16 protein-coding genes are annotated in these 14,251 nt (G+C 74.6%); 12 read left to right on the forward strand and 4 right to left on the reverse strand.

Going from position 1 to position 14,251, the window contains the following annotated elements; genetic code table 11:
• The first annotated feature begins 3 nt into the window (after positions 1–3).
• Genes AAEP86_RS14065 through AAEP86_RS14080 form a run of 4 tightly spaced genes read left to right on the forward strand, consistent with a single transcriptional unit; the run spans position 4 to position 3,453 of the window.
• Positions 4–957 carry an ABC transporter permease gene (locus AAEP86_RS14065; RefSeq protein WP_420367932.1) on the forward strand — a complete coding sequence of 318 codons (954 nt, stop codon included), beginning with the start codon at positions 4–6 and terminating at the stop codon, positions 955–957.
• Positions 954–1,889: an ABC transporter permease gene (locus AAEP86_RS14070; RefSeq protein WP_420367933.1), complete on the forward strand. Its 936-nt coding sequence runs from the start codon at positions 954–956 to the stop codon at positions 1,887–1,889. The genes AAEP86_RS14065 and AAEP86_RS14070 overlap by 4 nt, the downstream gene beginning before the upstream one ends.
• Positions 1,886–2,674, forward strand: coding sequence for an ABC transporter ATP-binding protein (locus AAEP86_RS14075; RefSeq protein ID WP_420367934.1), 789 nt, complete (start codon positions 1,886–1,888; stop codon positions 2,672–2,674). Before AAEP86_RS14070 ends, AAEP86_RS14075 begins: the two co-directional genes overlap by 4 nt.
• Entirely contained in the window at positions 2,671–3,453 is a 783-nt protein-coding gene (locus AAEP86_RS14080; RefSeq protein WP_420367935.1) for an ABC transporter ATP-binding protein, read from the forward strand. Before AAEP86_RS14075 ends, AAEP86_RS14080 begins: the two co-directional genes overlap by 4 nt.
• A gap of 224 nt (positions 3,454–3,677) precedes the next feature.
• Here the strand turns inward: AAEP86_RS14080 and AAEP86_RS14085 are convergent, their stop codons facing one another.
• Positions 3,678–5,117 (reverse strand): amidase, encoded by a 1,440-nt coding sequence (locus tag AAEP86_RS14085; RefSeq protein ID WP_420367936.1) that lies wholly within the window; start codon positions 5,115–5,117, stop codon positions 3,678–3,680.
• 460 nt (positions 5,118–5,577) lie between these two features.
• Between AAEP86_RS14085 and AAEP86_RS14090 the strand changes: the two genes are divergently transcribed.
• From AAEP86_RS14090 to AAEP86_RS14100, 3 genes are read left to right on the forward strand one after another with little or no spacing between them, the layout of a single operon-like run.
• Positions 5,578–6,225 (forward strand): type II CAAX prenyl endopeptidase Rce1 family protein, encoded by a 648-nt coding sequence (locus AAEP86_RS14090; protein WP_420367937.1) that lies wholly within the window; start codon positions 5,578–5,580, stop codon positions 6,223–6,225.
• Positions 6,212–7,594 (forward strand): sensor histidine kinase, encoded by a 1,383-nt coding sequence (locus tag AAEP86_RS14095; RefSeq protein WP_420367938.1) that lies wholly within the window; start codon positions 6,212–6,214, stop codon positions 7,592–7,594. The genes AAEP86_RS14090 and AAEP86_RS14095 overlap by 14 nt, the downstream gene beginning before the upstream one ends.
• Complete coding sequence (locus tag AAEP86_RS14100) at positions 7,591–8,274, forward strand: response regulator (RefSeq protein ID WP_420367939.1); 684 nt, start codon at positions 7,591–7,593, stop codon at positions 8,272–8,274. The genes AAEP86_RS14095 and AAEP86_RS14100 overlap by 4 nt, the downstream gene beginning before the upstream one ends.
• 104 nt (positions 8,275–8,378) lie before the next feature.
• Here the strand turns inward: AAEP86_RS14100 and AAEP86_RS14105 are convergent, their stop codons facing one another.
• Entirely contained in the window at positions 8,379–9,287 is a 909-nt protein-coding gene (locus AAEP86_RS14105) for an NmrA family NAD(P)-binding protein (protein ID WP_420367940.1), read from the reverse strand.
• A gap of 144 nt (positions 9,288–9,431) precedes the next feature.
• On the opposite strand from AAEP86_RS14105, the gene AAEP86_RS14110 reads away from it, so the two are divergent.
• Positions 9,432–10,595 (forward strand): hypothetical protein, encoded by a 1,164-nt coding sequence (locus AAEP86_RS14110; RefSeq protein ID WP_420367941.1) that lies wholly within the window; start codon positions 9,432–9,434, stop codon positions 10,593–10,595.
• A 117-nt stretch (positions 10,596–10,712) separates the two neighbouring features.
• On the opposite strand, the gene AAEP86_RS14115 is transcribed toward AAEP86_RS14110, so the two are convergent.
• Positions 10,713–11,024 carry a hypothetical protein gene (locus tag AAEP86_RS14115; protein ID WP_420367942.1) on the reverse strand — a complete coding sequence of 104 codons (312 nt, stop codon included), beginning with the start codon at positions 11,022–11,024 and terminating at the stop codon, positions 10,713–10,715.
• A gap of 72 nt (positions 11,025–11,096) precedes the next feature.
• Here AAEP86_RS14115 and AAEP86_RS14120 point away from each other — a divergent pair, with 72 nt between their 5' ends.
• Genes AAEP86_RS14120 through AAEP86_RS14130 form a run of 3 tightly spaced genes read left to right on the forward strand, consistent with a single transcriptional unit; the run spans position 11,097 to position 13,380 of the window.
• Positions 11,097–11,876, forward strand: a complete 780-nt coding sequence (locus AAEP86_RS14120) for a LamB/YcsF family protein (protein ID WP_420367943.1) — start codon at positions 11,097–11,099, stop codon at positions 11,874–11,876.
• Complete coding sequence (locus AAEP86_RS14125; RefSeq protein ID WP_420367944.1) at positions 11,873–12,499, forward strand: 5-oxoprolinase subunit B family protein; 627 nt, start codon at positions 11,873–11,875, stop codon at positions 12,497–12,499. Before AAEP86_RS14120 ends, AAEP86_RS14125 begins: the two co-directional genes overlap by 4 nt.
• Complete coding sequence (locus tag AAEP86_RS14130; protein WP_420367945.1) at positions 12,496–13,380, forward strand: biotin-dependent carboxyltransferase family protein; 885 nt, start codon at positions 12,496–12,498, stop codon at positions 13,378–13,380. Before AAEP86_RS14125 ends, AAEP86_RS14130 begins: the two co-directional genes overlap by 4 nt.
• 59 nt (positions 13,381–13,439) lie before the next feature.
• Here AAEP86_RS14130 and AAEP86_RS14135 read toward each other — a convergent pair whose 3' ends face one another.
• Positions 13,440–13,856, reverse strand: a complete 417-nt coding sequence (locus AAEP86_RS14135; RefSeq protein WP_420367946.1) for an HIT family protein — start codon at positions 13,854–13,856, stop codon at positions 13,440–13,442.
• A 91-nt stretch (positions 13,857–13,947) separates the two neighbouring features.
• Here AAEP86_RS14135 and AAEP86_RS14140 point away from each other — a divergent pair, with 91 nt between their 5' ends.
• Positions 13,948–14,250, forward strand: coding sequence for a putative quinol monooxygenase (locus tag AAEP86_RS14140; RefSeq protein WP_420367947.1), 303 nt, complete (start codon positions 13,948–13,950; stop codon positions 14,248–14,250).
• Position 14,251 lies beyond the last annotated feature (1 nt).

Raw genomic sequence — 14,251 nt, forward strand, 5'->3', positions numbered from 1 at the left:
GTCGTGACCCGGTTCCTGGTCGGGCGGCTCCTGCTGCTCGTCGTCGGCCTGCTCGTGGCGAGCATCATCATCTTCGCCACCCTGCGGGTCCTCCCGGGCGACGTCGCGCAGATCGTCGCCGGCACGCAGTCGTCCCCGGAGCAGGTGGCCGAGCTCCGGCAGCAGCTGGGGCTCGACCGGCCCGTCGTCGTGCAGTACCTCGACTGGATCGGCGGGGTCGTCCGCGGCGACCTCGGACGCTCGCTCGTGACCGACGGCCAGGTGGCCCCGGAGATCGCGCAGAAGCTGTCGGTGACGTTGCCCCTGGCCGCGATGTCACTGGTGGCCGCGCTCGTGATCGGGGTGCCGCTCGGCGTGCTCGCCGCCGTCCTCCGGCGTCGTCCCGGCGGCGCCGTGATCGGCTTCGTCGCGCAGGCGGTCGCCGCGGTACCGGTCGTCTGGGCGGGCATGCTCCTCGTCGCGCTGTTCGCGGTGACGCTGCACTGGCTGCCCACCCAGGGCTTCCCCCTCGACGGATGGGACGAACCCGGGCGGGGGTTCGCATCGCTCGTCCTGCCGGCGCTGACGATCGGTGCCGTCGAGGGTGCCGTGATCCTGCGGTTCACCCGGTCCGCCACCCTCGGGGTCCTCGACGCCGACCACGTCCGCACCGCCGCGGCCATCGGCCTGACCCGAACGCAGGCGCTGCTCCGGCACGGCCTGCCCTCGGTGGCGCTCACCGTGCTGGCCGTCCTCGGGGTCCAGATCGCCGGACTGCTCGTCGGGGCCGTCGTCGTCGAGCAGCTGTTCTCCCTCCCCGGTGTCGGACGCATGCTCGTCACCGACGTCGGTCGCCGTGACATCACCAAGGTGCAGTCCGAGCTGCTCGTGCTCACCGGCCTGGTGCTGCTCGTCGGCTTCGCGGTCGACGTCGTCCACCGTGCGCTCGACCCCCGCCAGCGGGAGGTGTCCGAGTGATCCGCCGTGTCCTCGCCCGTCCCACCGGTGCCTTCGCCGTCGTCGTCCTCGGTCTGCTCCTCGTCCTCGCCGCGGTCTCGCTCGTCTGGACGCCGCAGGACCCGTTCCGCGCCGATCCGTTCCACCAGTGGGAGGCGCCGGGCGCCGCGCACTGGTTCGGCACCGACGCCGCCGGACGGGACATCGCGAGCTACCTGCTCGCCGGCACCCGCACCACCGTGCTCGTCGCGGTCGGCTCCGGCGTGATCGCGAGCGTCGTCGGCATCGTCCTGACCGCCGTCGGTTCGCTCACCGCGCGTTGGGTCCGCGAGGGCACGGCCGTGCTGCTCGACATCCTCGTGGCGTTCCCGACCCTGCTCACGGCGATGCTCCTCACCGCGATCGCAGGCGGGTCGCTCGGTGTCGTCGTCGTCAGCGTCGGCCTGTCGTTCGGTGTCACCATCGCGCGGGTCGCACGCGGCGAGATCCGGCGCATCGCCCGGAGCGACTACGTCACCGCGGCGCGGGCGTCCGGCGTCGGCGGGGCCGGCGTGCTCTTCCGGCACCTCGTGCCGAACGCCGCACCGCTCTTCACCGTCCAGCTGTCCCTGGCGATGGCGACGGCGGTCCTCGCCGAGGCGGGTCTGTCCTACCTCGGCTACGGCGCCGGCTCGGACACGGCGTCGTGGGGCAGTCTGCTCTCCGACCTGCAGACGTACATCGGCGTGCACCCGTGGAGCGCGACCTGGCCGGGTGCCGCCATCGCCCTCGTGGTCGCCGCGCTGTCCCTGCTCGGCGACGCCGTGCGGGACGCGTCGGACCCGCGCCTGACCACCGGCGATCGTGCCTCCGGTTCCCGCGGAGGCGACGAGCGCCGCGGCGGACGCAGCGACGAGCGCGCCGGCGCCGGCGCCGACGACCCGGCCACACCGAGCACGGGGGTGACCGCATGACCGCAGCGACCGGTCTCGAGGTGCGCGGCCTGACGGTCCGCATCGACCGTCGGACGATCCTCGACGACGTGACGTTCACCGTGCCTCCCGGCCGTCGGGTCGGCGTCATCGGCGCGAGCGGATCCGGCAAGTCGATGACCTCGTTGACCCTGATGGGGTTGGAGCCGAGCGGCGCGGACGTCGCCGGGAGCATCCGGCTGGACGGCACCGAGCTCGTCGGGCTGCCGGACCGGGAGCGCGCGCGGCACCGCGGGTCCGGCATCGCGATGGTGTTCCAGGAGCCGGGCACCGCCCTCGACCCCCTGCGGCGCGTCGGCGCGCAGGTCGCTGAACCGCTCCGGATGCACCGCGGACTGGACCGACGCGCGGCGACCGCGGCCGCCGTCACCCTCGCGGGGTCCGTGGGGCTGCCCGACCCGGCGTCGCTCCTGCGGCAGTACCCCCACCAGCTGTCCGGCGGTCAGCGGCAGCGGATCTGCATCGCGATGGCGATGGCCGGCGAGCCGTCGTACCTCGTCGCCGACGAACCGACCACGGCGCTCGACGTCACGACCGAGGCGCGCATCCTCGAGCTGTTCGAGGGCCTCCCGGCGGGGATGGTCTTCGTGACGCACGACCTGGCCGTGCTCGCCCGGATCGCCGACAGCGCCGTCGTGCTCGATGCGGGCCGGGTCGTCGAGCAGGGGTCGGTGGCGTCGCTCCTCGCAGCGCCGCAGCACCCCGCGACGGTCGCTCTGGTCGAGGCCGCCCGTGCGACCGCGCGCCGGACCGGGGGTGCGTCGTGACCGCCGTCCTCGAGGGGAGCGGGCTCCACCGCACCTACCGGCTCCCCCGCCGCGGACCCTTCGAGCCGGGTCCCGTCCGCACCGCCGTCGACGGCGTCGACCTGACGGTCGCGCCCGGCGCGCGGCTCGGGATCGTCGGCGAGTCCGGGTCCGGCAAGTCGACCCTGGTGCGGCTGCTCGCCGGCCTGGAGGCACCGTCCGCCGGCACCGTGTCGGCATCCGGTCGTCCGGTGGTCGCGTCCGGGTCCGCGGCCGCGACGCGCTGGTTCCGTCGCGAGACCGGGGTGGTGTTCCAGGACCCCTACGCGTCGCTCGACCCACGGATGCGGGTCGGCGCGATCGTCGCCGAGCCCCTCCGAGCCCTGCGGGTGCCCGGCGTGCACCGCGACCTCGTCCGCGAGGTGCTCGAGCGCGTCGACCTGCCCGCCGACGCAGCGGAGCGGTACCCGCACGAGTTCTCCGGCGGACAGCGGCAGCGGATCGCGATCGCGCGGGCAGTCGTGCACTCGCCGCGGATCCTGTTCGGGGACGAGCCGATGAGCGCTCTCGACGTGGTGGTGCGGGCCCGCGTGATCGACCTGTTCCGGTCGCTCGCCGACGACCTCGGGCTGACGCTGGTGCTCGTGTCGCACGACATCGGCGTGGTGCAGCGGCTGTGCGACACCGTGGCGGTGATGGCCGACGGCCGCGTCGTGGAGCACGGGCCGGTGTCACTGCTCGACGCGCCGCAGCACCCGGTGACGCGGGCCCTGGTGGAGGCGGCGCCGACGCTGCCGTAGGGCGCTGTGGGGCTGCGGCGGCGCGGCGGGCTGCGTCCGCGGGCCCGACTCGGAACGACATCGTCGACGTCGTACGACGACGACCATGTCGCAGCCACGCGCGCGCAACGGTTGCGCGCGCGCACCAACGACACCGCCGAGGTCGTACGACGACGACGATGTCGCGTCGGTCCCAGCGTGCGGGCTCCGGCTCGATCAGTCGCGCTGCGCTCAGCCGCCCCGGCTCACCACATCGGCGGGTGCCGCCGCTGCCACCGCAGCCGCCGCTCGAGCTGTGCGCCGATCGCGAGCAGGACCCGCTCCCCACCCGGACGCCCGATGAGCTGCACACCCATCGGCAGCCCGGCGCCGTCGGGGTGTCCCTCGGCGGTGACGCCGACCGGCAGCGTGATCGCCGGCAGCCCGGCCACGTTCGCCATCGACGTCCACGGCGAGTACGCGCACTGGCGGCGGAAGTCCTCCTCCGGGTCGTCGCCGTACCAGCCGAGCGGCCGCGGGGTCAGCGCCAGCGTCGGCGTGAGGACGGCGTCGAAGCGGTCGAACGTCCCGATGAGGGCGGCGGAGAACATGTCCAGCGCGGTCATCGCGTCGAGGACCTGCGCGCCGGTCAACGCGCGCCCGCGCGACACCAGCCACGACACCAGCGGGGTCAGGGCCGACAGGTCGATACCGGGCACCAGCGGGAGCCGCGCCGCAGAGCTCTCCCACGCGACGCGGAAGGCGTCGGCGTAGGGGGCGCGGGGCATCGCCACGTCCTCCACGCCGTGCCCGACCTCGCCGAGCACCCGCACCGCCGTGTCGACGGCGTCGCGGGCGGCCGGGTCGACGACGACGTCGACGGTGTCGTCCCACGGCGAACCGTCCAGGAGACCCACGACGAACCGTCCTTCGCCGCGGACGGCCGCGGCGGTGAAGGGGCCGTCGCCGACCTCCGGCGTGACGAGGGCGTACGGACGCGGTTCCGGCAGCCCGGTGGGTGCCACGAGGGCGTCGAGCAGCATGCCGGCGTCGGCGACGTTCCGCGTGATCGGTCCGGCGACGGAGAGCCCGCCGACACCCGACCGCCCGGGCATCGCCGGCACCCGGCCCCGGCTCGGCTTCAGCCCGACCAGGCCGTTCGCCGCCGCCGGGATCCGCACCGATCCCCCGCCGTCCGACCCCACCGCGGCGGGCAGCAACCCCGCGGCCACCGCGACCGCCGCACCGCTCGACGAGCCGCCCGGCGCCCGCGAGGTGTCGTACGGGTTCCGCGTCACGCCGAAGCGCGTCTCCGACGACGAGGACATGCCGAACTCGGGCGAGGCCGTCTTGCCGAGACTGACGGCCCCGGCCGCATCGAGCGCGGCCACGAGCGGGTGGTCCGCACCCGCGGGCGCGAGCGGCAGCGACGCGGTGCCGCTCCGCGTGGGGACCCCGGCGCGGTCGTACAGGTCCTTGTCGGCGGACGGGAGGCCCCACAACGGTCGCGACGTCGGCACGCGGTCCCCGAGGTGCTCGGCCCGGTCCCGCGCAGCGTCGGCCGTGACCGTCACGAAGGCACCGAGTGCCGGGTCGAGCCGGTCGATGCGTGCGAGGTAGTGCTCGGTCACCTCGAGTGCGGTGGCGTCCCCGCGTCGGATCCAGTCCCAGAGTTCCTGCGCGGCGAGGTGGTGGAGTTCGAACACGCCCCGAGCCTATGCGGCGACGACGACGGCGACGGCGGCCTCGACGGTCGACCTGCATCCTTCGGAGGATCCCCGGCAGGTGCGTCCGTTCGCCGGTCGTCCCGCGCCGCGCGGCTTCCTAGCGTCGTACCCATGACCACCACCACCGAAGACCGGCGTCACGCCGGCACCGACACCGCCCGGCGGACCGGGCTCCGCGGGGTCGTCTCGCGGCACCCGCTGACCGCGTTCGCCGTCCTCGCCCTGGGCCTCAGCTGGCTGGCGTGGATCCCCTACATCCTGTCCCCGCACGGCCTCGGCGTCTGGGACCTGCACTTCCCCGAGTTCCTCGGGTCGGCGCAGTTCACCGGTGTGCTGCCCGGGGCGCTCCTCGGGCCGCTCGGCGGCGCGTTCCTCGTCACCGCCGTCGCCGACGGCCGGCCGGGTCCGCCGGTGGGTCGGGCGACTCTGGCGGTGGCGGGTGGCCTGGTACTGGTACGCCCTGGCGCTCGTCGGGGTGCCGGCACTCATCGTCGTCACCGGTCTGCCGTTCGCCGGCGGCCAGGTGCAGGCACCGTCGCTGCTGGCCTTCGTCGCCCTGGTCCCCGGGCTCGTCGTGCAGCTGTTCACCACGGGTCTGTCCGAGGAGCCCGGCTGGCGGGACTTCGCGCTGCCCCGTCTGCAGGAACGGTTCGGCCCGCTCGGCGCCGCGGTCGTGCTCGGTCCGCTGTGGGCGCTCTGGCACATGCCGCTGTACCTGTCCGACTGGGGCGGGTGGCCGGACGCGCACTGGACGGAGCCGCTCGTGTTCGCGCTCTTCACGATCACCTTCAACGTCGTCATCACGTGGGTGTTCAACCGCACCGGCGAGAGCCTGCCGGTCGTGATGCTGCTCCACGTCGGTGTGAACAACACGATCTCGACGCTCTGGGCCGACATGTACCCGGGGATGACCGCCGGCACGATGATGCACGGCCTGGCAATCGTCTCCACGGTCGCGGCCGCCGTGCTGCTGATCGCGACCCGTGGCCGCCTCGGGTACCCCGGCCGGTCGTCAACGACCCCGGCCGCGCACGGGACGCCGACCGCCTCCGCACCCCTCGTAGGATCGAACGATGGCACCCGCTGACCCGCGCGACGCGACCGGTCCCCGCGACGCCGGGGCCACCGCCCGGGCGCACCGCCGCTCCGATATCCGCACCGCCGTCCTCACGGCGGTCGTCACCCTCGGGCTGATGCTGGCCCTCCCGCCACTCGACGCCGCCGACCCGGACGCCGGCAGCGCGGGCGCCGTGTGGCCCGCGCTCGGTGGGCTGGCGTGGAACGTCCTCGCCGCAGGGGTCCTCGCGCAGTCCGTGGTGCTCCTCGCCGCACGCCGCGCTCCGCGGGCATCGATGGTCGTCGTCGCAGCGATCCCGGTCCTGGTGGCCGCGCTCGCACCGAGCAGCCTCTTCGGCCTCACCGCCCTGCCCGTCGTCGTCTCCGTCGTGCTCGGCACGCTGCGCCTGCCGCTCCCTCGGCTCTGGCCGGCACTGGTCGGTACGGCCGTGCTCGTCGCCGCAGGGTCCGGGACCGCGTGGGCAGCCCTCAGCGGGGCGCTCCGCGCGGGTGCCGCCCAGGGCGTCCCGGCGTCCGCCGGCCAGGGCGTGCTGCAGGCCGTCGGCGCCGTCGGCCTCCCCCTCGTCGTCGCCCTCGTCGTCCGGTCCCGCCGGGACGTCCGCGCAGCACGGGACGCCGAAGCAGCAGCCCGCTCGTCCGAGGCCGCGGCGCGCACGTCCGAGGCGTCGGCCGCGGTCCGCGAGCACGACGCCCGTGTCGACGCGGCCGTCTCCCGTGAACGCGCCGCCATGGCCCGGGAGCTCCACGACATCGCCGCCCACCACCTGTCCGGGATCGCCCTGATGTCCGCCGTCATCGACCGTCAGATCGACACCGACCCGGCGAGCGCGCACGAGGGGGTCCGCCAGGTGCGCGAGCAGAGCACCGCCGTCCTCGAGGACCTGCGCCGCCTGGTCGGCCTGCTCCGCGACGACGCGCCGGCCGAGCGTGCGGTGGAGACCGTCGCCGGCATCGTCGACCTCGTGGAGCGCGCCCGCGCCCGCACGGCCGTCGACCTCGACGTCCGTGCCGGCGACCACCCGCTGGCGGAGGGCGTCGGGCCGCTCACCCAGCTCGCGGCCTACCGCACGGTGCAGGAGGCACTCGCCAACGTCGCCCTGCACGCGCCCGGCGCGTCCTGCACGGTCGTCCTCGACGACCGGTCGCCGGACGCCCTCGAGATCCGCGTCGAGAACGGGCCCGCGACCGTCCCGTCCCAGGGCACGAGCCCCGCGGGTGGGAACGGGATCCGCGGTATGCGCGAGCGGGCGGACCTGGTCGGGGCGCGCCTCCAGACCGGTGCCACCGCGACCGGTGGCTGGGTGGTGACCCTGGTCGTCGACCGGGAGGCGCGCCCCGCGTCCGACGCGACGCCCGCCGGACCGGGGGTCGCCGAGTGATCCGCGTGTTGGTGGCCGACGACCAGCCGCTGGTCCGAGCCGGGGTGTCCGCCCTCCTGGCAGCCGAGCCGGACATCGAGGTGGTCGGGGTCGCCGCCGACGGCGGCGAGGCGCTCGCCATTGCGCGCCGTACCCGGCCGGACGTGGCGTGCCTCGACATCCGCATGCCGGTGCGGAACGGCATCGAGGTCGCACGGGAGCTGTGCGCCCCCGACGCCGACCCGGCGGTCCCGGTGTTGATGCTGACGACGTTCGACCTGGACGACCTGGTGTTCGGGGCACTCGAGGCCGGCGCGTCCGGGTTCCTCCTGAAGGACGCCGAGCCGGACGTCATCGTCGACGCCGTCCGTCAGGTCGCCGCCGGGAACGGCACCATCGACCAGTCCCTGACCCGGCGGGTCCTGCGCGAGTTCGTGTCGCGGCGGAGCCTGCAGCCGGTCACGGGCGACCGCGTCGACGGCGTGCTGACGGCGCGCGAACGCGACGTGCTCATGCTGCTCGCGCAGGGGATGTCGAACGAGGAGATCGCCGCGGCGCTCGTCGTCGAGGTCTCCACGGTGAAGTCGCACCTCGCGCGGATGCTGCCGAAGCTCGGGGTGCGGTCGCGGCTGCAGGCCGTGGTGTGGGCGTACCAGAACCGGATCGTGGCCGTGCCGGGTGCGGACGGTCCGACCGGCTGACGGGCCGAGTGCTCGGCCGGTCCCGTCGCGGGCCGAGCTCGGTCCCGTCGCGCGCCGGGCTCGGTCCCGTCGCGCGCCGGGCTCAGTCCCGTCGCGCGCCGGGCTCAGTCCCGCCTTCCGACGTGTGCCGCGAGGACGTCCTCGACGGACGTCCACGGCAGCACCCCGTACCGGTCGTTGTCCACGTGGTGCAGCTCGGCCTCGCCGCTGAACATGCTGACGAAGTACTGCATGCCCTGCCACGCGGGGAACGGCTCGTCGTCCCCTGCCTTCGACAGCCGACGCCCCACCCGCGCCATCGCCGAGAGGGTCCCCGCGGTGCCCGCCCACTGCAGGCGGAACGGCGTGCCCGTCAACCGGGACATCGTCGCGGCGATGCTGCGCGAGGTCACCCGGTCCCCGGCGACCTCGACGACACGCGGCGCCGCCGGGTCGAGGGCGACGAACGCGGTCGTGCGGGCGACGTCGTCCTTCGTGGTGAAGTCGAGCACCTGGTCGGCGGACGACCAGAACAGCACGCGCTGCCGGTCGAACAGGACGAGCGGCGCCTGCCCGGTGAGCATGTCCGTGAACGCGCCGTTGAGGACCGACGTGGCACGGATCGGTGCCGCGTCCACGGCGGCGGCGAACTCGCGGCGCAGCTCGAAGTTGCGGTTCGTCCCCGGGGTGATCGACCGGTAGTCGGCGGCGTAGTCGGACGGCACGAACCGCTCGACGCCGGCGTCGACCGCGGCCGCGAGCAGGGCCCGCTGGGCGTCGACGATCACCGGGCGGGTGCCGCTCACCGCGGAGACCACGACCTCGACACCGTCGAGCGCCCGGGTCAGCGCCGCGTGGTCCCCGTAGTCGGCGCGGACCACCTCGACACCGTCCTCGGCGGCCAGTCGGTCGGCGGCCGGGCTGCCGTGGGGGCGGGTGAGGACGCGGACGCTGGTGTCGTGCTGCCGGAGCGCACGGACGATGCGTCCGCCGAGGTCTCCGGTGGCGCCGGCGACGAGGACGGTTGTTGTCATGCCGCCACGCTACGGGTGCCGGCCCGGCGGGGTACGGGCCGGGCGGGATGCGGACGAAGCCTGTGGGTTCGGGCAGAATGGTCCGGAACGACCACCGTTGGGGTGGCGCATCCAGGGGGAACCGTGCAACTCAAGACCATTGCCATGTCCGCGACCACCGCCGTCGTCCTCGGCCTCGCCCTCACCGCCTGCAGCGGTGGTGGCGGCGGAGGCGGTGCGGCGGAGGGGAAGTCCGGCGGCGACGCCAAGCCGGTCAGCGGCTCGGCCGTCAAGATCGACCTCACGAAGGACACGGAGAAGCAGGTGGGGGTCACCCTCACCGACACGCAGATCGGCGACCGCGTCCAGGTCAAGAAGGTCTCGACGAAGCTCAAGACCGACAACGTCACGTCGCTCAAGTCGTCCCAGGGGGACGTCGTGCTCGTGCAGCTCAAGGTGACCGTGCCGGAGGACGGCTCCTCCGTCTCGACCACGGACTTCGGCCTCACCGACGACCAGGACACCACCTCGTCGAACCTCTACGCCGGCGGGCTCGAGGCCGCGATGGAGGCCCAGGGCTACGCCGCCTTCCCGAGCTACGTCTCGGCCGGCTCGACCAAGACCGGCTGGGTGGCGCTCCAGCTGCTCGACACGGCGAAGTCCGCCGAGCTGACGTGGAAGCGCGCCGCGCACACCGACTACGACTCCGGCAAGAAGTACAAGGAGCGGACGCTCACCGCGCCGCTGCTCACGAACACCGGCGCCGACGCCGCGGTGAGCGCCGCGAAGGAGGGCGCGACGCCGAAGAAGGCCTCCGCGAAGAGCACCGACCCCGTGACGAAGAACACCGTGACGGTCGACCAGATCATCACGAACTTCCCGCTGCCCGCCGCGGTCGACTACGAGACCGGGCACATCGTCGCCGTGCACATCAAGGCGGACGCCGGCAGCGTCTACACGTCGGGATGGTCGCCGAGCGACCTCCAGCTCCTCACCGCCGACGGCGACAAGGTCGACCGGTACTCGAGCCCCGACGTGAAGACGGCCCTCGCCGAGAAGGGCTTCACCGGCCTGACCGACGACGGCTACATCTCCTCCGGTGAGAGCACGACCGGGTGGGTGCCGTTCCTCGTCAAGCCCAGCACGGGCGACTCCGGCTTCACCATCAGCCAGCACCGCCGTGCGGCGAACATCATCGGCGGCGGCTCGGTGCCCGCGGCGGACTTCCCCGCCAAGATCGGGATCGAGGGCGTCACGGACGGCAGCGGATCGTCGGAGAGCGACGACCAGTCGACCGAGGGCAGCGACGGGTCCGGCGCGAACGCGTAGCGGCGCGCTCCGCGTCACCGTCCCGCGGCGGCGCGGGTGACGGGGTGCGGGTGGCTGCGCACTGACGGACGGGAGGCACGGGGCGGCGACGCACCGTGCCTCCCGTCCGTCGTCGGGTCACGTCGCGGACGCGACCAGGCGTCCGCCGCCGAACGGCAGCACGCCCGCCCGGTACACCAAGCGGTCGTCGGTGCCGGGCCCACCGACGGTGTGCTCGGCGGCGCCGAACCGCCACACGCGGTTGTAGAGGTACACGCTGATCACCGTGCCGCCCGCGTCGGGGACGGCCCACGTGCCGCTCCCCCACTGCGCCGGGTGCCCGACGCCGTCGATGGTGACGGTCGGCCGCGCGAACCAGGTGAACGGTGGTCGGGTGATCCGGAGTTCCACCCGGCGCTTCGTCGTGCCGGAGGGCTGTGTCGCTTCCACTGCCGCAGGATACGGGGTCGAGGCCGCGCGGGCGTGCGCGGGCGTGCGACGACGTCCGGATAGGTTGGCGGTGTGACGACGATCGACCTGAACAGCGACCTCGGTGAGGGCTTCGGCGCCTGGAGCATGGGCGACGACCGGGCGATGCTCGACCTCGTCTCCTCCGCCAACGTCGCCTGCGGCTTCCACGCCGGCGACCCGACGATCATGCTCGACACCTGCCGCGTCGCAGCCGAGCGGGGCGTCGCCGTCGGCGCGCACGTGGCGTACCGCGACCTCGCCGGCTTCGGGCGCCGCCCGGTGCACGTCACCCCGGACGAGCTGTACGCCGACGTCGTGCACCAGCTCGGCGCCCTCGTCGCCACCGCCAGCGTCGCCGGCACGGCGGTCACGTACGTCAAGCCCCACGGTGCGCTCTACAACACCGCCTGCGCGGACCCGGTCCAGGCGGAGGCGGTGACCCGTGCGGTCGCGGACGTCGACCCGGCCCTCGCGGTGCTCGCCCTCCCCGGCTCGGAGTTGCTGCTCGCGGCGGAGCGGCACGGTCTCCGGGCGGTCCGGGAGGTCTTCGCCGACCGCGCCTACGAACCGGACGGCTCACTCGTGTCCCGCAGCAGGCCGGGCGCGGTGCTGCACGACCCGGACGCCGTCGCCGCGCGGGTGCTGCGCATGGTGACCGACGGGGTCGTCACCGCGATCGACGGATCGGAGGTCCCGGTGCGGGCCGACTCGGTCTGCGTGCACGGAGACTCGCCGGACGCCGTCGCGATGGCGCGGGCGATCCGGGCGACCCTGACCGCCCGCGGGGTGACGACGGCACCGTTCGCGCCTCGCGCCACGCCTGCGCCGTGACCCCCGACCTGCGTCCAGCCGGGCGTACCGCGCTGCTGGCGACGTTCGACTCCCTCGACGCGGTCGTCGCCTTCCACGCAGGCCTGACCGGTGCGGGGGTCCCGGGCGTCTCCGAGGTCGTGTCCGGCGCGCGGACGCTGCTGATCCGCTTCGACCCGGCGCGTACCGACGCCACACGGCTCGGCACGGAACTCGCCCGGGTCCACCCCCTGCCGGTGATCGCCGCCGGCACCGAGGCCCCGCTCGTGATCCCCGTGACCTACGACGGCCCGGACCTCGACGAGGTCGCACGGCTGTCCGGCCTGCAGCGCGCGGACCTCGTCGCGTGGCACACCGGCCAGGTCTGGACCAGCGCGTTCTGCGGCTTCGCTCCCGGCTTCAGCTACCTCACCGGCACGGCGCCGGCCCTCGACCTGCCGCGCCGCCCGACGTCGCGCACGGTCGTGCCGAGCGGTGCGGTCGCCCTCGCCGGGGAGTTCAGCGCCGTCTACCCGCGGTCGTCCCCGGGTGGCTGGCAGCTCATCGGTCGCACCGAGGTGGCGATGTGGTCCCTCGACCGCGACCCCCCGGCCCTCGCTCCTGCCGGCACGCGCATCCGGTTCGTCGACGCGAGCCCGGCATGAGCACCCTGACCGTGCTGCAGGTCGGCCCGGGGACCTCGTTGCAGGACCTCGGCCGGCCCGGCTTCAGCGACACCGGCCTCGGCGCGGCCGGTGCCGCCGACCGCGGGTCCGCAGCGCTCGCCAACCGCATGGTGGGCAACCGCCCTGACGCGGCCGTCCTGGAGGCTCTGCTCGGCTCCGTCACGCTCCGGACGGACCGGCACGTGGTCGCCGCGGTGACCGGCGCACCCTGCCCCGTCGAGGTCACCGCCGCCGACGGGCGGACCCGCGGCGCGGCTCCGCACGCCGTCCTGACGCTGGCACCCGGCGACGTGCTGCGTCTCGGCCGCCCCACCTCCGGGCTGCGTGCCTACGTCGCGGTCCGCGGCGGCTTCGCCGTCGAGCCGGTGCTCGGCAGCCGCTCCTGGGACTCGCTCGCCCGGCTCGGCCCTCCACCGGTGTCCGACGGTGACGTCCTGCCCGTCGGGAACGCCGCTGAGGGCTGGCCGGTCGTGGACGCGGTGGCGCCGCCGTCCCCGACCAGTCCTGGCGTCCCGGTGGTGCTGGACGTGGTCCCGGGTCCGCGCGACGACTGGTTCGACCCGGGATGGCGCACGGCCCTGACCGGGCAGGTCCACCACGTCACGCCGGACAGCGACCGCGTCGGCGTCCGGACGACCGCCGCAGAGGCGCTCGTCCGTGCAGTGCACCGGGAGCTGCCGAGCGAGGGCGTCGAGACGGGGTCCCTGCAGGTGCCACCGGAGGGGCACCCGGTGCTCTTCCTCGCCGACCACCCGGTCACCGGCGGCTACCCGGTCGTCGCGGTGCTCACCCCGGACGCGGTGGACCGGGCCGCGCAGCTGCGTCCCGGCGACCCCGTCCGCTTCCGCATCGTGCGGTGAGGTCCCACCGAGCGACGACCCCGTCGCCTCGTCGTCGGATCGGTTCCACCGGCGAGCGATCAGTCGAACATCTCGGCGAGCGCCGCGTGCGGGTCGCCGACGAACACGTGCGCCGACGGGCGCTCCGGCCAGTGCACGGTGCCGTCGTCCGGCCAGCACGGGACGACGTGGACGTGCAGGTGCCGGACGCTCTGCCCGGCGTCCGCGCCGGAGGCCTGCAACAGCACCGTGCCGCTGGCGCCGAGCGCGCCCCGCATCGCCCGGGCCACCCGCTGCGCCAGGGCGACGGTCGCGGCCAGTGGTACCGGTCCGATGCGCAGCAGGTCGTCGGCGTGCTCGACCGGCACGACGAGCGTGTGTCCCGGTGCCAGCGACGATCCGGGCAGCGGCGCGAACGCCACCGCGTGCTCCTCGCGCTCGACCCAGGTGGCCGGGGCGTCCCCGGCGATGATGCGGCAGAACGGGCACGGGTCCATCGGGCCAGTCTGCCGGGTCGTCCGCGGCCCGATGCGGAACACGGCAGCGGGTCCTGCGGTTGACTCGGAGACCGACGACGAAAGGTGCACCATGTCGATGACCGTCCTGCTCGAGGTCCAGCTCCGAGCCGACCTGCCGACCGAGACCGTCGAGGCGGCGATCCGCGAGACGCTCGCCCAGACCGCGGACTTCCCGGGGAACGAGTCCCTCGAGGTGATCGTCGACGACGCCGATGCGACCCGTGTGGTCGTCGTCGAACGCTGGGCGAGCTCGGCCGACCACGACGCCTACGTCGCCTGGCGCGCCACCCCCGAGGGCGCTGCGGCCCTCGGCGACGTCGTGGCCGGACCGCCGGTCACGCGGACCTTCGACCGGTCGATCCCGCTGGCCTGAC

It is taken from the genome of Curtobacterium sp. L1-20 (assembly GCF_048755855.1).
GTDB lineage: Bacteria > Actinomycetota > Actinomycetes > Actinomycetales > Microbacteriaceae > Curtobacterium.

Bases quoted from the DNA above. Each gene is read 5' to 3' on its own strand.
- AAEP86_RS14075 (WP_420367934.1), top strand. From the start codon at position 1,886: ATGACCGCAGCGACCGGTCTCGAGGTGCGCGGCCTGACGGTCCGCATC.
- AAEP86_RS14095 (WP_420367938.1), top strand. From the start codon at position 6,212: ATGGCACCCGCTGACCCGCGCGACGCGACCGGTCCCCGCGACGCCGGG.
- AAEP86_RS14105 (WP_420367940.1), bottom strand. From the start codon at position 9,287: ATGACAACAACCGTCCTCGTCGCCGGCGCCACCGGAGACCTCGGCGGA.
- AAEP86_RS14110 (WP_420367941.1), top strand. From the start codon at position 9,432: ATGTCCGCGACCACCGCCGTCGTCCTCGGCCTCGCCCTCACCGCCTGC.
- AAEP86_RS14130 (WP_420367945.1), top strand. From the start codon at position 12,496: ATGAGCACCCTGACCGTGCTGCAGGTCGGCCCGGGGACCTCGTTGCAG.
- AAEP86_RS14135 (WP_420367946.1), bottom strand. From the start codon at position 13,856: ATGGACCCGTGCCCGTTCTGCCGCATCATCGCCGGGGACGCCCCGGCC.
- AAEP86_RS14140 (WP_420367947.1), top strand. From the start codon at position 13,948: ATGTCGATGACCGTCCTGCTCGAGGTCCAGCTCCGAGCCGACCTGCCG.